Origin of the sequence: Desulfitobacterium nosdiversum (genome assembly GCF_049860565.1) — a bacterium.
Lineage (GTDB): Bacteria > Bacillota > Desulfitobacteriia > Desulfitobacteriales > Desulfitobacteriaceae > Desulfitobacterium_A > Desulfitobacterium_A nosdiversum.
The window spans coordinates 2,877,550-2,896,768 of sequence record NZ_CP172056.1; the positions used below are offsets into that span (position 1 = coordinate 2,877,550).

The 19,219-nt window shown below is 40.6% G+C and carries 15 protein-coding genes and 1 tRNA gene; 12 read left to right on the forward strand and 4 right to left on the reverse strand.

The window, feature by feature from the left end; genetic code table 11:
• Nucleotides 1–35: 35 nt before the first annotated feature.
• The gene (locus ACHOLT_RS13840) at nucleotides 36–2,807 is read right to left on the reverse strand and encodes a UPF0182 family protein (protein ID WP_425801698.1); all 2,772 of its coding nucleotides are present in this window, start codon (nucleotides 2,805–2,807) and stop codon (nucleotides 36–38) included.
• Nucleotides 2,808–3,011: 204 nt separating this feature from the next.
• Here ACHOLT_RS13840 and trxB point away from each other — a divergent pair, with 204 nt between their 5' ends.
• From trxB to ACHOLT_RS13900, 12 genes are all read left to right on the forward strand, one after another.
• Nucleotides 3,012–3,926 (forward strand): thioredoxin-disulfide reductase, encoded by a 915-nt coding sequence (trxB, locus tag ACHOLT_RS13845; RefSeq protein ID WP_425801701.1) that lies wholly within the window; start codon nucleotides 3,012–3,014, stop codon nucleotides 3,924–3,926.
• Between the two features lie 264 nt (nucleotides 3,927–4,190).
• Nucleotides 4,191–5,024 (forward strand): electron transfer flavoprotein subunit beta/FixA family protein, encoded by an 834-nt coding sequence (locus ACHOLT_RS13850; RefSeq protein WP_425801703.1) that lies wholly within the window; start codon nucleotides 4,191–4,193, stop codon nucleotides 5,022–5,024.
• Entirely contained in the window at nucleotides 5,024–6,301 is a 1,278-nt protein-coding gene (locus tag ACHOLT_RS13855; protein ID WP_425801706.1) for an FAD-binding protein, read from the forward strand. Before ACHOLT_RS13850 ends, ACHOLT_RS13855 begins: the two co-directional genes overlap by 1 nt.
• Before the next feature lie 11 nt (nucleotides 6,302–6,312).
• Nucleotides 6,313–7,605 (forward strand): FAD-dependent oxidoreductase, encoded by a 1,293-nt coding sequence (locus tag ACHOLT_RS13860; protein ID WP_425801709.1) that lies wholly within the window; start codon nucleotides 6,313–6,315, stop codon nucleotides 7,603–7,605.
• On the forward strand, nucleotides 7,602–7,880 hold the full coding sequence (locus tag ACHOLT_RS13865; protein WP_425801712.1) for a ferredoxin family protein: 279 nt from the start codon (nucleotides 7,602–7,604) through the stop codon (nucleotides 7,878–7,880). The genes ACHOLT_RS13860 and ACHOLT_RS13865 overlap by 4 nt, the downstream gene beginning before the upstream one ends.
• 180 nt (nucleotides 7,881–8,060) lie before the next feature.
• Nucleotides 8,061–9,014 (forward strand): rhomboid family intramembrane serine protease, encoded by a 954-nt coding sequence (locus ACHOLT_RS13870; RefSeq protein WP_425801715.1) that lies wholly within the window; start codon nucleotides 8,061–8,063, stop codon nucleotides 9,012–9,014.
• Between the two features lie 262 nt (nucleotides 9,015–9,276).
• Nucleotides 9,277–11,253 (forward strand): penicillin-binding protein, encoded by a 1,977-nt coding sequence (locus tag ACHOLT_RS13875; protein ID WP_425801717.1) that lies wholly within the window; start codon nucleotides 9,277–9,279, stop codon nucleotides 11,251–11,253.
• Between the two features lie 160 nt (nucleotides 11,254–11,413).
• Nucleotides 11,414–12,805: a dipeptidase PepV gene (pepV, locus tag ACHOLT_RS13880; protein WP_425801720.1), complete on the forward strand. Its 1,392-nt coding sequence runs from the start codon at nucleotides 11,414–11,416 to the stop codon at nucleotides 12,803–12,805.
• Between the two features lie 179 nt (nucleotides 12,806–12,984).
• Nucleotides 12,985–14,046, forward strand: a complete 1,062-nt coding sequence (locus ACHOLT_RS13885) for a M42 family metallopeptidase (RefSeq protein ID WP_425801723.1) — start codon at nucleotides 12,985–12,987, stop codon at nucleotides 14,044–14,046.
• Nucleotides 14,037–15,083, forward strand: a complete 1,047-nt coding sequence (locus ACHOLT_RS13890) for a M42 family metallopeptidase (RefSeq protein ID WP_425801725.1) — start codon at nucleotides 14,037–14,039, stop codon at nucleotides 15,081–15,083. The genes ACHOLT_RS13885 and ACHOLT_RS13890 overlap by 10 nt, the downstream gene beginning before the upstream one ends.
• A complete protein-coding gene (locus ACHOLT_RS13895) occupies nucleotides 15,080–16,087 on the forward strand; it encodes a M42 family metallopeptidase (protein ID WP_425801727.1) in 1,008 nt (335 codons plus the stop codon). Before ACHOLT_RS13890 ends, ACHOLT_RS13895 begins: the two co-directional genes overlap by 4 nt.
• Nucleotides 16,088–16,192: 105 nt before the next feature.
• A tRNA-Lys gene (locus ACHOLT_RS13900) sits at nucleotides 16,193–16,268 on the forward strand.
• A gap of 214 nt (nucleotides 16,269–16,482) precedes the next feature.
• Here ACHOLT_RS13900 and ltrA read toward each other — a convergent pair.
• The 3 genes from ltrA to ACHOLT_RS13915 all read right to left on the reverse strand — a co-directional run bounded on the left by ltrA (nucleotide 16,483) and on the right by ACHOLT_RS13915 (nucleotide 18,965).
• Nucleotides 16,483–17,913: a group II intron reverse transcriptase/maturase gene (gene ltrA, locus ACHOLT_RS13905; RefSeq protein ID WP_425801730.1), complete on the reverse strand. Its 1,431-nt coding sequence runs from the start codon at nucleotides 17,911–17,913 to the stop codon at nucleotides 16,483–16,485.
• Between the two features lie 336 nt (nucleotides 17,914–18,249).
• Nucleotides 18,250–18,540: a hypothetical protein gene (locus tag ACHOLT_RS13910; RefSeq protein ID WP_425808073.1), complete on the reverse strand. Its 291-nt coding sequence runs from the start codon at nucleotides 18,538–18,540 to the stop codon at nucleotides 18,250–18,252.
• A gap of 155 nt (nucleotides 18,541–18,695) precedes the next feature.
• Entirely contained in the window at nucleotides 18,696–18,965 is a 270-nt protein-coding gene (locus ACHOLT_RS13915; RefSeq protein ID WP_425801733.1) for a hypothetical protein, read from the reverse strand.
• Nucleotides 18,966–19,219: the final 254 nt, after the last annotated feature.

Consider the following 19,219-nt stretch of genomic DNA (forward strand, 5'->3'; position numbering starts at 1 on the left):
CTATTTTGTAATATATGCTGTGTCATTTATAGTTATTAGTGTGCTGTTCCTGATTGTAAGTTTTTAAGCTGTGACTCTAATTGATCCATCATCGATCGAAGCTGACTCATTTGATCCAGTATTTTAGATATGTCTTCAACAGTAGTTGATTGAGCGGCAGGGGATGCAGGAGTGGTTTTAGGCGTTTGTGCCGCAGCATTCTGTTGTGCAGCAGTCTTTCCTGGAGTCACAGGTTGAGGAATATCTGCTCCAAATATCTGATTTAAGGCGCTTCCCAGAGTTTCAGCCATTACTAACTTATCCTGATAAACTAAAATGACCCGTTTCATTTCGGGAATACTCCCCCCTTTATTTGACTGCAAGTAAATGGGTTCAACATAAAGGAAGTTTCCCTGCATCGGCAAAACAAGCAGATTCCCCCTGATAACACTAGAGCCTTGCTGATTCCATAAGGATAGCTGTTTCGAAATTTCCGGATCCTGATCAATCCGTGATTCAATTTGGAGAGGACCATCAATCTCTATATTTTTAGGAAGCTTATATAAAAGAAGCTCTCCATAATGATCAGTATCCATTCGTGCAGCCATCCAAGCGACCATGTTGTTGCGAGTATTTGTACTGCTTGAAGCCGGTGTAAACGGCAGTATTAAAACGAACTCGGATTGTCCTGTTCCAGGTATTTGCATGACTGTATAGTAAGGTTCCATATTTTGAGGTTTTGAATTAAAAAGTTCTTGAGCGATATCCCAAGAATCCTCCTTATTATAAAACACTGTAGTATCAGTCATATGAAAATTTTTTAGCATATTGCTTTGGATAGTAAATAAGGTCTCCGGATAACGCAAATGTGTTTTTAAAGCAGGGGGCATCTGAGACAAATCTTTAAATACACCGGGAAATATTTTGCGATAAGTCTGAAGAATAGGATCTTTTAAATCAACGGCATAAAAATCTACAGTTCCATCGTATGCATCAATCACTACTTTAACTGAATTCCGAATATAATTAAAGTTACGTTCAGGATAAACACTTGCGTAAGGCAGTGCATCAGAGGAAGTATAAGCATCAAGAATCCATTGAAGATGTCCTTGGTTAATAACAAGATAAGGATCTTCATCGTATTCCAAGAATGGGACTAGTTTTTTTACCCGTTCCATGATGTTGCGATGGAGTAAGATACGGCTTTGAGAGTTCACTTCATTTGCTAAGTAAAATCTTGGCGTCCCGTGCTTTAAAGAAAGCATTAACTTATTCAAGGGGCTCAATTGAATTCCTGTTTTGCCTTCATAGCGGCTTTCAGCATTTGCATTACCTTGAGGATAATCAAATTCTTTAATATCGGTATTAACAACAACCCAATCATTGGTTAATTCGCCATAATAAATGCGGGGCTCCTTAAGATTAAGTTCAGGGAATTCTGTTGTTGGGGGTACATCTTTAATGGCAAAATTCGGAAGGCCTTCGGCAGTTACGGCATTTGCAAAGGATGCAGCGACTCCGTAGCCATGCGTATATTTAAATCTAAGATTGACAAAGGTTTTCGCTTTACTATCCAAATCATTAGTCGAAAGTTCGCGTGCAGAAAGCATGACTTGTCGGCTTTCACCATTGATTTGATAGCGATCTACGTCAATATCATTAAATTTATAATAAAGCCGAATCCCTTGCTTTTGGGTAAAGGTTTGTATTAAAGGACGTGTATCATTCAAACGAATATTATTCAGGGTAGGCTGTTCTGCGCTTAAGCTCTTTGCATCTAAGGGAATATTGCCTTGATAATCCTGTTCGTTAATAACGTTTAAACCATAGCCAAATCGTGTCATTGTTATTTCATTTTGAATATAAGGTGCTTCTTTATTTAACTCATTCGGTACTACAATAAACGATTGAATTAATGAAGGGAAAATGCCATATAAAACAGATCCCACCAGGAATATGCTTACAATAGGAATAGTTAATAATCTTACTTCCTTTAAGAAAAGTGTCAAAAAGGCTGCAATACAACCGGCTATGCTTAAAACAATCAGGACGTTTAAGACAGGTAAACTTACTGTTAAATCAGCATATCCAGCACCAACCACATGTCCGTGTTTAGAATATAGGAGCTGATATTTATCTAAATAATAGCCAAAAGTCTTGAAAGCTAATAAAGCAGTTAAAAGTAGTGCAAGATGACGTCTTGCATCTGGATTTATCTCAATCGCATTTTTTCTCCAAAATTTAAGTTTGGATATATGGAAACGCACAACTCCTGTAAGGGTATAAAAAAGTGCTGTAAAAAAAGTAAGAATTAAAAGCGGGCCAAAAAACGCATTATAGACAGTTTGCAAAAAGGGAAGCTGAAAAAAATAAAAGCCTAAATCCTTTCCATAAACCGGGTCTCCTTGTCCGAATGGGGTGTATTTCATAAAGGATAGAACTTCGAGCCAACCGGTAAAGCCAGCAACAAAACTTACTCCATAACTAATAACTACAGATATTAACAATAACCAAATCGTAATTCGCCTTTGACTTAACTTATAAACAGGGCGATCCATTTGATGGACTAAACGTAAACGATTTCTTAATTTATCATTAACAAATGTTAAAATTGCATGGCGAATCGAAAATAAAGTTCCGGCAATAAATATAAAAAGAATCGTTCCATTAACCACTTCAATTAACCACTTGCTAAGGAGTGGAGTCCAAAACAATTGCTCATATCCTAAATCTTTAAACCAGAGCCAATCTTCATATAAACCACTCGATGCTGTTAAAAGAATTAAAACCAATGCAATTCCAATAATCGTTTTCGTAATCCGGTTCAAAACCATACCCCCTTAATATCCAGACAACATAGTATACCCATTCCTTAGTTTTCTAACATAATTACCCTTATATTCTGCCCAACGCCTTAAAATACCTTTTTCCAAAATAATTGTTAAAACGAATAAGGTAACAAAAACTACATCAAAATAGGCTGGTTCATGATATACTGGAAATATTGATTATTCTTAAACGAGGTGTTGTTGATGTATGATGTTTTAATTATTGGAGCGGGTCCGGCAGGACTTACAGCGGGGGTCTATGCCGCTCGCGGTGGGCTGAAAACGGGTATTATAGAGATGGCTATGCCTGGAGGACAAGCTGCCTCGACTGAGAAAATTGAAAATTATCCTGGTTTTCCTGAAGGCATTAGCGGATTCGAGCTCATGAATAATTTTCATCTTCAAGCTCAAGCTTTTGGGGTTGAATTTATATTTGATCAAGTTAATGCCCTTGAACTCCAGGGATCAATCAAAAAGATTATTACCGAAACGCAAACCTTTGAAGCTAAAGCCGTAATTATTGCGGCCGGTTCAAAACCTCGCCTTTTAAACGTTCCCGGAGAAAATACATTTCACGGCCGAGGTGTTTCATATTGTGCAACCTGTGATGGAGCGTTTTTTAAAGGAAAAAAGGTTATTGTAGTCGGAGGCGGAGATGCAGCCTTAGAAGAAGGGGCGTATCTAACAAAGTTTGCAGAAAAAGTAACAATAATTCATCGCCGCTCAGGCTTTAGAGCCTCTCAAATTGCCCTTGAACGGGCCAAAAGCAATTCAAAAATTCAATTTGTACTTGACACTGTTGTCGAAGAAATCATTGGCCAGGAACAGGTACAAGGTGTAAAAGTTAAAAACACAATGAGTGGCGAAACCCAGGTGCTTCCAGCTGACGGAGTATTTATTTATATTGGAACTGAACCGAACGCCGGTTTTTTACAAGGGGAAATAGAAATAGATGAACGAGGCTATATAAAAACCGGAAATCTACTTGAGACAAATATCCCCGGGATTTTCGCAGCAGGTGATATTCGCAATACTCCTTTACGCCAAGTTGCAACTGCAGTTGGCGACGGTGCACTTGCTGCCGTCGAAGCAGAGAAATATTTATCTAAAATTAAGTAAAATAAAGTAATTTATGCCATCTATAGTATTTATAGGTAGATCAAATTCAATATTTATGATTTCAAAATAAGAGCTCTCACCTTAAGTATCAAAGACTTTGCAAATTTTTTGCGACAAATTTCGTTTTTATTATATCCATTCAGATTTTTCTAACATTTTAAAATATTTAATATCAAAAGCTTGTTTTTTTAGTGACTTTGTACTATTATTTTACATGAGACTCATGATTAATTTCACAAGGTAAAGATAGAGGAGGGAGCTAGTTTGCATTTTGTCGTCTGTTTAAAGCAAGTACCGGATACTTCCGAAGTCCGGATTGATCCCGTGACAAATACCCTAATGCGTCAAGGGGTCCCATCCATTATTAATCCTTATGATGCACATGCTTTAGAAGAAGCAATTTGTCTTAAGGAAAAAGTCGGAGGAAAAGTAACTATTGTCAGTATGGGACCTCCGCAAGCAATCGAAGCCCTGAAAAAAGGAATGTCTTTTGGGGCTGATAGAGCAATTTTGCTGAGTGATAGAGCCTTTGGTGGTTCTGATTCTTTGGCAACTGCTTATATCATTTCCACGGCTATTCGAAAAATTCATGAAGAAGATCCAATCGATCTTCTCTTTGCGGGTAAAGAAGCTATTGATGGAGATACAGCACAAACAGGTCCTGGAATTGCCCAACGTTTAGGATTTCCTCAAATCACGTACTCGATTAAAGTTCGCGAAATTACTGAGACATCTGTTACAGTTGAAAGAAAAACTGAAGGCGGCCGTCAGGTTGTACAAGCTCAATTACCTGCGTTGCTAACCGTTGAAAAAGAGCTTAACGATTTACGTTATGCATCTTTGCCGAACATGATGAACGCTGCTAAATATGAGCCTGAAGTGTGGACTTCTAAATCCTTCCCTTTTGATGCAGCTCAAATGGGACTTAAAGGTTCACCTACTAGTGTAGTGCGTATCTTCGCTCCTCCAGTTCGTTCTGGCGGAGAAAAAATAGATGCAACTAAAGATCCGGCGGGTACGGCGAAGTCAATTGTAGAGACATTGCTTAAAGAAAATATTATTTCTGATCGCCCCTTAGCGAAGGGAGGAAAACTTTAATGGCCGTTATTGTAGACAAGGCTAAATGTATCGGATGCGGTGCTTGTACAATGGAATGTCCTTTTGAAGCACTTGATATCATTGATGGTGTCGCCGTTGTAGACCCTGCAAAATGTAAAGATTGTACTAAATGTACTAAGATCTGCCCTGCTGACGCGTTAAGTATGCCAGAGCGTGCTAAGAAAGCTCCGGAAAAAGCAGCTCAGCCGAATCAAGCTGCCTCCGCTGAAGAGAAAAAAGCTTCTAAAGCACAGCCCGCTGCTGAAGGGGAAGCAAGCGGAGTTTGGGTTATTGTAGAATATATCAATGGCAATATTTCTCAAGTCTCTTGGGAATTACTCGGTGAAGGCCGAAAACTTGCTGACGCACTGGGAACCGAACTTTGTGCTATTGTAACAGGTTATCAAGTGGATCATGTGGTTACTGAAGCCTTTGCTTACGGTGCCGAAAAAGTTTATGTCGTTGATAATCCAATTCTTAAAGATTACCGAACTGAACCCTACGCGGATGCGATTGTCGATCTTTCTCGTAAATATAAGCCTGAGATTATCCTTTGCGGCGCAACTTCTATGGGACGTGATGTTTTCCCTGCTGTTGCAACTCAACTTCAAACAGGTTTAACCGCTGATTGTACGGTATTGGAAATTGATCCTGAAACAAGACTTTTTAAAATGACACGTCCTGCCTTCGGCGGAAATATTATGGCGACAATTCAATGTCGTACTCATCGTCCACAAATGTCTACGGTACGTCCTCGGGTTATGGCTATGCCTGAACGAGTTGAAGGACGCGAAGGAATTATAGTTAGAGAAGAAGTAGCTCTAAATGAAGCTGACTATCGCACTAAAGTAGTCGAATTCATTGCTGCTACAGCTAAGAGTGCTTTCTTGGACAAAGCAGAAATTATTGTTGCTGTAGGACTTGGTATTGGTTCACAGAAAAACATGGTTATCGCCGAAGAACTTGCCGACGCTATTGGTGGTACGATAGCTGGTACCCGTGGTGCTGTTGAATCAGGTTGGCTTTCTCATGATCAACAAGTTGGACAAACAGGGGTAACTGTTCGTCCTAAGGTTTATATTGCGTTGGGGATTTCCGGTGCAATCCAGCACTTGGTCGGAATGCAAACTTCTGACTATATTATTGCTGTTAACAGTGACCCGGAAGCTGCGATTTTTACGGTTGCTAATTACGGAATCGTTGGAGACCTCTTCCAAGTGGTTCCTGCCTTAACGGCTGAATTTAAGGAGCGCCTACAGCACGGCGCGGCGAAATAAGGAGGGGCAACATGGAAAACTTTGATGTGATCGTCGTCGGCGGCGGTCCTGCCGGTCTGTCTGCCGCGATTAGTGCTGCAAAGGCAGGTATGAAAACCGTCGTCATTGAACGTGGAGATTATCCAGGAACTAAAAACGTAATGGGTGGGGTATTATATACCAAAGCAACTGAAGCCGTAGTTCCGGAATTCTGGAAAGACGCGCCTTTGGAAAGACCTGTTATTGAACAGCGTTATGGCTTTTTAAAGGGACAGGAACTTATCATCGGCGGGTATCGCGATCCTGCTTGGGCTGAACCCCCTTATAATGCGCATACTGTTTTAAGGGTGAAATTTGACCGTTATCTTGCTGAAAAAGCGGTAGAAGCCGGAGTAATGATCATTCCTGAAACAGTTGTTGAAGATCTGCTTTATAAAGGAGATCAGGTCGTCGGTGTTCGCACTGGTCGTGCAGAAGGAGATCTCGGTACAAAAGTTGTTATTCTTGCCGAAGGTGCTAACAATTTTGTAGCAAGAAAAGCAGGACTGGCTAATCCGTTGCGTCCTGATGCTGTTGCAGTCGCAGTTAAAGAAATTATTGCCCTTCCTCCAGAAAAGATCGAAGATCGTTTCTGTTTAGAAGCTGGACAAGGAGCAACGATTGAGTTGTTTGGTGACTCAACTGACAGTATGTTAGGAACAGCTTTTGTTTATACTAACAAAGACTCGATTTCCATCGGTGTTGGGGTTATTCTTGAACAACTCATTGAGCAAAAATGGACTCCCAATGATCTCTTGGAAAATCTTAAAGCTAAGCCATATATTAAGCGTTTGCTTCAAGGAGGAGAAACCAAAGAATACTTGGCTCACTTACTTCCTGAAGGCGGCTACAATGCTATGCCGAAACTCTACCGACAAGGGGTTTTAGTTGCTGGGGATACAGCCATGTTCGTTAACGGTATAAACCGTGAGGGCTCCAACTTAGCAATGACCTCAGGTAAAATTGCCGGACAAGTTGCTGCAGAAGCCATTAAGTCCGGTGACACAAGTGCTCAGGGAATGAGTGTTTATGAAACACGTGTTCGCGATTCCTTCGTAGTTAAGGACCTTTATAAGTATCGTAACCTGAATCACTTCCTTGAAAGTAAGCCTGACCTATTTAAGGTTTACCCAGAAATCCTTGCGGATTCTGCTCGTTTGTTCTTTACTGCTGATGGAGTACCCAAAAAAGATCGTTTTAAAGAAATTATGAAAAATGCTTTTGAAAAACGTTCAAAAGGCGCTATATTCAAAGATATTTTTGGCGCATGGAGGGCACTGAAATGAAATTAGATGACAAGTTATATCTAGTGCGCTACAATACTGACAAGCTTAATCATATTAAAATTGCAGATAATGAAGTCTGTTTAAAATGTCAGGATAAGCCTTGCACCCGTATTTGCCCCGCACATGTTTATGACTGGGATGAAGAAGAAAACCGTATTTCAGTCGGCTATGAAGGGTGTTTAGAGTGCGGAACATGCCGTGTCGGATGTCCTAAGGGGAATATCCTATGGGAATACCCGCGTGGCGGATTCGGTGTTTCCTGGAAAAATGGATGATTTCTCGCATCTTAAACTAGTTCTTTAGGCTGGCTCAATCTAGCTCAATACTGACGAACTCTGCATCATATATGGTGGTGCAGAGTTCTTTTTAGTTAATTTTAAGACTTATCTTTGACAGCCTTAACCTTAACCTATAAAATTGAAAATCATGAGCATCTTAATTATTAGTGAGGGGAGATGTCATTCATTTATCAAAAGCTTATATCTAACCTTGTCCAAAACGGTTGGGAAATTGAAAACTACAGTTCGGGTTGGACTGCCTTATTTAAAGAGAATCGTATTCTTCTTTTCTTAACATATTTACCAAAGCAACAAATCCCTCCTCTGCCAATAGACCCACAAATACAAAGAGCCGAGGCATTTCTCTTCTGTCCTGAAGGATTAAATTCAAAGGACCTCGATCAATCCGTACTGAGCAGCATTCAATCCTGGTTTATTGACCTTCAAACTGGATATGTCTTTCCATATCCCCCTAATCCGAAACAAAAGACATGGGATTGGCTTATGACTTATCTAAATACAAGTGCTCAGGATTCTTTAAACCCTGATTTTGCGAATGCTGAGATTAATCATACTTATACAAAAAAACACATTCCTTATATTACTTTTGTTCTCGCAGTCCTTAATCTTATCGTGTTTATCCTCATGACCTTGGCAGGAGGTTCAACATCTGAAAGAAATCTGATCATTTTCGGGGCCAAAGTCAATGAGCTTATTCTTGAGGGCCAAGTCTGGCGTTTTTTTACAAGCATGTTTATTCATATCGGTTTTTTCCATCTTGCATTTAACCTTTATGCCTTATGGATGCTTGGTTCATTTTGTGAAGAACGATTTGGCCGTAAACGTTTTCTTCTTATTTATTTATTCACCGGAATTACGGGTTCGATTTTCAGCTTTCTTTTTACCGATGCCCTTTCAGCCGGTGCATCAGGAGCAATTTTTGGCCTTCTTGGCGCTTTAGTTCCTTATGCTTGGAAGAAGCCTCAACTCTGGAAATCCGGCTTGGGCAAAAACCTGATTGTTATTATCATCATTAATTTAGGCTTGGGTTTGATTCAACCAGGGATTGATATTTATGCTCACTTAGGCGGGCTTATTTGCGGCTTAGCCTTTGGCTTTTTATTTCCATAAAATACATTCTTGAATTTCGTATGCTTTTATTTTGGGTGGAGAAAATAGAATCGAAGCTCACAGTTTCTTAGCGAGGTGGTACGATAGTATTCATCGATAGTTAAGAAAATGTGAGCTTCTTCCTTGCTTTATAACATGGTATAATCTAACTGTTAATGAATTAGAGAAAGTAGGATCATCATTGAAATTTCCTCCAAAATCTTCACGAATAAAGGGGTACTTTACCCGTGAAAAATTTATTTATATAATATTATCTGCTCTGATGTTCACTATTGTTGGTAAATTATTTTATCTTCAAATCGTACAAGCTTCTGACCTTAAGGCTCAAGGCATCGAGCGTCGTACTCAGGATCAAAGCCTCCTTCCGGAAAGAGGACAAATTTTTGACGCACAAGGACATGTTCTGGCACAAAGCATACCTGTCAAAGGTGTTTACGCAGACCCAAAAACTTTAAATGATCTTATCTCGAATGGGAAAAAATACGATAAAAGTGATATTGCGAAAAAACTTGGAGATGTACTTGGATTAAAAAGTTCAGAAATTCTTGATAAACTTAATAAAGATCTTTCCTGGGTAAGCTTAGCTCACCAGGTTGATATATCTAAAGTAGAACAAATACAGGCTTTAAAAATCCCCGGAGTTGGCTTTAGCGATGAACAAAAACGTGTTTATCCCATGGAATCATTAGCTTCATCCGTATTAGGCATTGTTAAACTCTCAGGAGAAGGGGCTGAAGGGCTAGAACTTGCTTATGATAAAGAACTTTACGGAACTCCGGGTTATACCTCGCAGCAGCAAGATTCCGGCTTATCTTCGGTTTTAGATACTCTTGATAATAGTAAAACTCCGCAAAAGGGAGCTAATCTAACGCTGACACTGGACTCCACCATACAATATTTAGTTGAACAACAGCTTGATGATATTGTAAAAACAACTCATGCAAAACGAGTCTCAATTTTAGCAATGGACCCGATGACTGGTAAAATCTTAGGTATGGGATCTCGCCCAAACTTTAATCCAAACGATTACAATAAAACAGATGCCGAAAATCGTAAAAATTTAAGCATCAGCATGTCCTATGAACCGGGTTCAACATTTAAAATTATTACAGGTGCTGCTGCCCTTGAGGAAGGAAGGATAACTCCTACCGATAAGTTTGAAGATCCCGGTTATTACAAAGTAGGAAATCGCGTAATTACGAACTGGGACTCTGATCAACTTGTTCACGGTTGGTTAGATTTTACACAAGGTATGGAGCTTTCAGATAATGTCGTTCTTTCACAAGTCGGTACGAAATTAGGCATTGCTCCTTTTTATACCTACTTAAAAGCTTTTGGGTTTGGAACTAAAACAGGAATAGACATCGCCGGGGAAGAAAGCGGATTGCTTGTTCCCCAGGACGAAGCGAGACCTATTGATCTGGCGACAATGTCATTTGGTCAAGCGAATTTGGTTACTCCCATTCAATTATTGTCCGCTATTTCTGCCGTTGCTAACGGAGGCACTTTGTATAAGCCGTATATTGTTGATAAAGTGGCCTACGCAGATGGAACTGTGAAACAGACTAAACCAACGCCTGTCCGCCAGGTCATTTCCAAAACTACAGCTTCTCAAATGACTGGAATACTTGAAAAAGTTGTATCAGATGGAACAGGCCGGCTTGCTCAAATTCCGGGTATCCAGGTAGCTGGAAAAACAGGAACAGCTCAAAAAATTGACCCCAAGACCGGAAACTATTCTACGACTGATTTTATTGCCTCTTTTACTGCCTATGCTCCAGCCGACAACCCTAAAATTGCCGTATTAATCACAATTGATACCCCTCGAGGTGAAAGCCATCAAGGAGGAACGTTAGGCGGACCAAGAGCTAAAGCAATTCTTGAAGGTGCTTTGCAATACTATGGAATTCCGGTTGAAAAAGAAACCGTTAGCGCTGTGTCAAGTTTACCGGATCAAACTTTTGTTCGTCCCACTCCACAACCTGTAACCCCAGTTCGCCAACCGTTAGCGGGAGAAGCAGTAGTTCCAGATTTAACCGGTTTAACATTACGTCAAGCAGGAGAAGCACTTGCGAAAGTTGAATTGCATTTTAACTTTTCGGGAAGTGGTTTAGTTAAATCCCAAACACCTTCTCCAGGGCAAGTCGTCAATAAAGGTTCTACCGTTAATATCAAATTTTCCCCGCTTAATGAACAAACGAATACATCAAGCCAGAGTCAGAAAGCTAACTCTCCCTAAACCTAATTTTTAAAGTTAAGAAATTAAACCCGGCTTTACGTCGGGTTTTTCCTTGGTCACATCTCTTTCAATACAACTTCAATTCTTAATTCGGGTATGCTAGGATAGACTGTAATGAATTAGATTATAACAATTAAATTGTTAAATCGGAGGTATAAGAATGCGTCTAGATCATGAAATTGATAATTTAAAGGACGAGCTCATTACTGCTGTTCAGACCTGTGTACGTTTTAATAGTGTTAAAAATACGAAAAATGCCGGTCCGGGTGCACCATTTGGACCAGGTATACAACAATGTCTTGAATGGACTCTCGCTTTAGGGGAAAAATTAGGATTTACCGTCCGTAATTTTGAAGGATATGCAGGACATATTGAAACAGGGGAAGGAGAACTTCTTGGTATTCTCGGTCATTTAGATGTTGTTCCTGAAGGAGATGGATGGTCAGTTCCGCCTTTTAGCGGTCAAATTGTTAAGGGAAGGATTTACGGACGTGGGGCAACGGATGACAAAGGACCCTCTTTAGCCGCTTTGTTTGCCATGAAGGCAATAGAAAATGCAGGACTTACGTTTAACAAGCGCATACGGCTTATTTTAGGCACAGATGAAGAATCCGGCTGGGGGGATATGGATTATTATAAGCAGCATTCCGACCTCCCTAAGCTCGGATTTGCACCTGATGCAGAATTTCCCCTTATCCACGCCGAAAAAGGGATCCTACATATTGAATTCTCAAAACGCTATAATCGCTTACCCCATCTTCTGCTTCTTCAAGGTGGAGAGCGTGCTAATGTTGTCCCTGATTTATGTCAAATAGAACTTCAAAATCTGAATCAAAATGAAGTAGCCGATGCATTAAAAGCTTTTAATTTCCCTGAAGGGGTGACAGCACACCTTGACCCTCAATCTAATTCTGAAACAATAAAACTTAGCTTTAAGGGATCAGGAGCTCATGGAAGCATGCCTCATCTAGGGAAAAATGCCGTAATTTATGCCTTGCGTTTTCTTGCAACTTTAGCCTTGAGTTCAGACGAACAAGAACTGATCCAATGGCTCAACAAATATCCTGGAACGGGTTTTAATGGAGAAGGATTTGGTGTAACGTTAAGCGATGAGCCTTCGGGTAAGCTTTCCCTGAACCTCGGTGTTATGAATCTGACCTCACAGGAATCAGTTCTTGTGATCGATATTCGTTATCCGGTTTTATCTGAATATGATGATGTTATAAATCCAATTCAAGAGATCGCATCTGCTCATAATTTTAAACTTAATATTCTTAGTCATCAAAAAGCGCATTATGTTCCAAAAGATAGTCAAATCGTTAAGTCACTGCTAAGTGCATATAAAGAGATCACAGGTAAAGAGGGTGACGCTTTTGCTATCGGTGGGGGAACCTATGCCAAGGTTATGGAACAAGGTGTAGCTTTTGGACCGACGCTTCCGGGTGAACCTGAGATCATTCATTGCCCTGATGAATATATATCCATTGAAAACCTGATCTTAACGACAAAAATATATGCACAAGCCTTATTAAATCTTGCGGTTAATCCTTGATTGTAAAAAACCAGAAATAGAACATAAATATATAAATTCTTAACTCCGTTATCGTGTTAATCTGATACGGGGTTTATTTTTAGGTCAAGTATTTAGAAAATATGGATCTAGAGATATTCTTAAGGACATAAATTGATAATAAGAACTTTGATACTAAAAAATAGGGAGAGTGGCCAAACGTGGAGAATGAACGCGTAAAATACGCGAGAAGGTTCTTAAAAGAATTATCAGACCATACGGGAGTATCAGGATATGAACGTTTGATTGCCCCGATTATCCTTCGTGAATTCCAAACCAGCGCGGAAGAGCTTAACACCGACCATTTTGGTAACATATATGCCCAAAAAGCTGGAGAAATAGGACGTTATAAAGTAATGCTCGCCGCCCACATGGATGAGATCGGACTCATGGTCAAAAAGATTGACCCTCGAGGATTTATACGCTTCACTACAATTGGGGGAGTAGATCAACGTACGCTTCTTTCACAGGAAGTTATTATCCATGGCCGTAAACCTATTCCTGGAGTCATTGGTTCTATGCCTCCTCATCTGGTTGCGGAGGACAGGGATAAAGCGATTAAACTTGAAGATATGGGAATTGATGTTGGTCTGTCCTGCGATGAAATTAAGGACCGGATAAACATTGGCGATATAATAACAGTCAAACGTAAATCTATTGACCTGCTGGGCAATCTTATCTCCGGAAAATCATTTGATGACCGCGCAGGTGTTGTAGTAATGCAAATTTGTCTGCAGGAACTCCGCCATCTGCATCATGCACATGATGTCATTGCTGTAACAACAACGCAGGAAGAGGTAGGTCTGAGGGGAGCTATAACAAGTGCCGATACTCTGAACCCCGATCTTGCAATTGCTATCGATGTTACCCACGGATCAACCCCTGATACTAAAGGACAAGTTAATATTGAATTAGGGAAAGGGCCGACTATAGCTCTTGGTCCTAATATCCACCCATCGGTTTATAAACATATGGCTGAGGCTGCTCAAGATGCTCGTATACCTTATCAAATTGAACCCATTGCCGGCATGAGCGGAACAGACGCTTGGGCAATACAAGTCGCTCAAGCTGGTGTTCCCACAGGTCTGCTGTCATTACCGCTTCGATATATGCATACCTCTGTTGAGACCATATCTCTTGATGATGTGGTCAATGCAGGTCTTTTGCTCGCTCATTTTATCGCGCGCCTGCCGGAAGATTTGGAGGGAAATCTATGCTACTGAAAACCTTAAGTGAATTAAATGGAACTTCAGGTGCTGAGCATGACGTTCGTAACACCTTGCGTTCAGTTATTACGCCCTGGGTTGATTCCACTTTTATTGATAAAATCGGTAACCTTATTGCACATAAGACAGGGGAGAAGAACACCCCAAAAGTTCTTATAACTGCTCACATGGACGAAGTCGCTTTGATGATTACAGAAATAACCTCCGAAGGTTTTTTAAAGTTTCAGTCAGTAGGCGGAATTGATCCTCGTGTTCTTGTTTCTAAACCCATAAATATTTCGGGAATAAACGGAGTGATTGGAGCTAAAGCCATTCACTTGCAAAAATTGCAAGAGCGCCAACAGGCTCTTAAGCTGGAACAGCTATACATTGATATTGGCTCAAAATCTAAGGAAGAGGCCGCCAAGTATGTTAAATTAGGTGACTATGCTTACTTTACAACTGAGTTTGAGGCTCTAGGAAATGACTTTTTTAAAGGGAAAGCCTTTGATGACCGTGTTGGGTGCTATATTCTAACTGAAATTTTGAAAAAGACTTTCAATCTTTCTTTGGCTGCAGCTTTTACGGTTCAAGAAGAAGTTGGGTTAAGAGGAGCTAAGGTTGCAGCCTATCACCTTAAGCCTGATTTTGCCATTGTCCTTGAGGGCACAGTCTCAGCCGAAATGGCCCATCTGGAAGAAGAGGCAGATTGGGTCACAGAATTAGGTAAAGGACCCGCTTTATCTATCTTTGATCAATCGACACTCTATAATCCCCTTTTAATTCAACAAGTCGTGGATATAGCTAAAAATCAAAAAATCCCCTTGCAATTTCGAAGAGGAAGCAGTGGGGGTAATGATGCCGGAAAAATTCATATAAGCCGAGAAGGTATACCAACTCTGTGCATCAATATACCATGCCGCTATATTCACTCAGGCGTATCATTAGTTAATAAAAAAGATATTCAAAATACAATTAAACTTGTTGAAGAAATCCTAAAAGAAATTCCTCAAAAGTTTAATTTCAATCAAGAAAAAGGGGGATTATTAGAATGATCCGTTTAAATTCGGAAGATTATTCTTTGTTACAACGCCTAACACAAGTTTATGGTCCTTCTGGTGTTGAAGATGAAGTTAGAAAATTGATTATTGAAGAAATCCGCCCGTATTGCGATACGTTTAGACAAGATAAATTAGGTAATTTGATTGTTGTCCGTCAGGGAACCGGAAAGAAAATTATGATTGCTGCCCATATGGATGAAATCGGAATCATGATTACCCATATCGATGAGAATGGATTTTTACGTTTTACTCCTGTGGGAGGAGTTCATATTTCAGAGCTTCCTCATCGCCGTGTTCAATTCAAAAATGGTCATACCGGTGTTATAAGCGTCGAGAAATTAGAGAAACCGTCTGATTTAAAGCTTACAAAACTTTACGTAGATATTGGGGCAAATAATCGTGAAGAAGCTGAGCAAATCATTAGAATAGGGGATATTGCAGTTTTTATAGGAACATTTGTCCAGACCGGATCACGCATCCTCTCTAAAGCTCTTGATGATCGAATCGGTTGCTTTATTGCACTTGAAACATTAAAGCGAGTTCAATCAAATCATGAACTTTCCTTTGTTTTTACGGTTCAAGAAGAAGTTGGGTTAAGAGGAGCACAAACTGCAGCATTTACACTTGATCCTGATCTGGCCATTGCTGTTGATGTAACTCTTACAGGGGATACTCCTAATGCCCACACCATGGATGTTAAAATCGGAAAGGGGGTTGCTATCAAGGTTTTTGACCGTTCAATGATTACCCCGCCGCAAGTTAAACAGTGGATGGCCTCAACCTCAGAAAACAATCAAATTCCTTATCAATGGGAAGTTCTTGAATTTGGAGGAACAGATTCGGGTACAATTCATTTAACTAAGGGGGGAATACCTTCAGGTGTACTTTCTATACCAACGCGCTATGTTCACAGTCCCTCAGAAATGATAGATACAAGGGATGTTGAATCAGCTATCAGTCTGCTTGTGGCTTTACTTGAAAGTCCAGCGGAACTCTAATTCAGTTCTTAACAACTACAATTGAAGGTATTTTAACAAAAAAATTAAAAAAACTCTTGAATATAACCGAATATTTTCATATAATGTAAACGTTGCTTCTGACTTGCGCCACTAGCTCAGCTGGTAGAGCATCCGACTCTTAATCGGCAGGTCCACGGTTCGATCCCGTGGTGGCGCACCATATTGGACTTACTCCCGCAAGTAATTTGCGGGTTTTTGCTTATTGATATATTGCATAAATACAGCATTTGGGGACATTCTGTGGACATGTGACTCAAAGCGATGCCCAATCAGGCCTAAAAAAATTCATAATCGGATAGGAGACCACCCATTATTTGAGTGGTCGACCTTCCACACCACCGTACGTACCGTTCGGTATACGGCGGTTCCTCAGTTTACGCGGTTACTTGTCGATAGTATTCAGAAAAGAATAGGAACCCAAATCCTTTAATCGTTTCATTATTAAGGGATTTGGATAGGATTGGGCTATTGGATATTCTCCAGTAGCCTTTTCTTGTATTTGCGTATTCCCATGCTTTCTGTTTATGGACTCCGAGCGATTTAAGCATCTTAAATCTCGTTCTTAATCGTTTCCATTGTTTCCAGTAAATCATGCGAATCCTTCTTCTCATCCATTCATCTGTATCAGATAGCAATTTCTTTATATCCGCTATCTTGAAGTAGTTTATCCACCCCATAATGTAGCGTCTTAGCTTTGTTGCTCTTGTCTCATTGCCCATTCCGTTGCTTCTGGAAGTAAGCTCTTTTACTTTTCTTCTCATTTTAACAACTGATTTTGGATGAATTCTAATTCTCGTTTTTCCTTTGTAGCGGTAAAATGAGAATCCAAGAAATTTTACCTTCCCTACGTAGTCGACCACTGTTTTCTCCCTGTTCACTTTTAGGAATAATTTATTCTCAATGAAAGGGAGTATGTTTCTGAGTGTGCGTTCTGCGCTTTTCCTGCTTCTGCAGAAGATTAGCAGGTCGTCCGCATAGCGGACGAACCGGTGCCCCCTTTTCTCAAGTTCCTTGTCCAGCTCAGTAAGCATGATGTTGCTAAGAATTGGACTTAAAGGGCCTCCTTGAGGTACGCCGATCTCGGTTTCTTCGAATTTATGCCTAACGATTACTCCCGCTCTCAGGTATTTATGGATGAGGGATATGACACGTCCATCTCTTATGGTTCTGGATAGCACTTCGACTAGTTTACTTTGGTTTACCGTGTCAAAGTATTTCTCCAAATCCATGTCGACAACGTATTTATATCCTTCGTCTACGTTTTCTTGACATTTCCTGATTGCCTGATGAGCACTTCGTCCAGGCCGAAATCCATAGCTGTTGTCCGAAAACTGTCTTTCATATATCGCCGTAAGTACTTGGGATATGGCTTGTTGCACAACTCTATCTACTACTGTAGGAATCCCTAGATTCCTTTTCTTCTTCCCGTCTTCTTTGGGTATTTCTACCCTGCGGACAGGATTAGGACGGTATTTACCGTCCAGGATTGACTGCCTGAGTTGACTTCCGTTTTCTTTGAGATATTGCAGAAGTTCATCTACTTCCATCCCATCGATTCCGTGAGCCCCTTTATTGGATTTTACTCTCTTGTAGGCGCTGTTCATGTTGTCTCTATCCAAGATTTGCTCATGCAGTCCCTCCTTCGACAGGTCTGCGTTGGTGATGTTGTTTTCAGCTATCCTTTCAGAATTGTGCGCTTCCGCATATCCTTTGTGTTCCGCACTATTCTTTTGCGGTGAGCCTTCCTTTGGACTTTTGTCTGCCGGAAGTTGGCTACACTTAACTTCTGATTTGGTAACATTCATTTACTTTCACCTCCTGTGGTTCAGCCCTTCCCACTGGCCGTCGACTGCCAGTGGTAGTATGGCTTCTGCTGACTTCTCACGACAAATCTTGTTTCAACCGTACTTCATACGTTTTGTTTCCGTACGTCCGTGAGACCTCCCCGGGTAAGAACGCAGTCTTTCCTTCCATTTATCTGCCACATTTACACCGTAGGCTTCCGGATAGTTTTGGGCTTTAGTTTGCTTTGCAACCTCACCCAGCCTACATATGCCTAATGTGATTTCTGTTCGTCAGACCAGAAGTTTGCCTCCAGCTTCCTTCAAACTCCACCTCACGATGGACGCTCTTGCTCTTGGCTATGTGCTTGGCACTATCAACCCGCACTCGGGACTTTCACCCGTTAGACTGCGCCCATGCCGGGCGCACAAAAGTAAAAAAGAACGGGCATTAAGCCTGTTCTTTTTTGTGTTCAAAAAGTCCTCTAGTTCTTCCGCTGCGTCCTTGTCGGCACTTTGAAGAGCAGTAGCGTATATGTCAGCGGTTATTGTTATGGAGGAATGCCCGAGGAGGCTTGAAACGTTCTTTAAAGGAACAACTTGAGCAATTAGTAGGCTTGTGCTCGTGTGACTTAGGTCATGAAAACGGATATGAGGTAGTGGAGTCTTTCCTTCCTTAGCACTCTTTCATTATAACTATTGAGAAAATCGTTAAACCAACTACTGACAGTGTCCGAATGCATCGGCCTTCCGCTCCATGCCGTAAATAGTCGATCACTGTCCTCCCAGGTGACTCCTATTTTAGGTCATTCTCTGTTTTGTTCAACTTTGTACTCCTTATCTAAGGTCACTATAGATGATGATAATGCCACAAGACGTTTCGAATTCTCTATTTTAGGGTCCTTATCGACTATTACCGTTTCGGATCGGATGTGTATTGGCTCAGTTTTATGACAGCAAGTTGTTCTGAAGTTAAGGTCAATCGCATTCCACTCTAAACCAAGGAGTTCTCCTCTACGAAGACCAGTAAAGAGAGCGAGTGTAACCAAAACACGATACTTTATCGGTTCTTCCATAATAGCTTGAAGTAGTTCTGCGCTTTGTGTAATCCATTATTACAAGAGCTGGGACTAGTTTTGAAGTGGGTTTTTACTCCACTTTTTCTTTTTGCGACATATAAATGTTTCCACGTATGAGTCGCGTCGAGATCGTAGTAAGTCTGGAAACACTTACAGAATAAAAACCGTTTGTAGCAAGGGTTTTCAGGTCTGAATATAAATTGCATTACGATTTAGTGGGACCAATTACGTCAGGGGGATATGTTTGGATG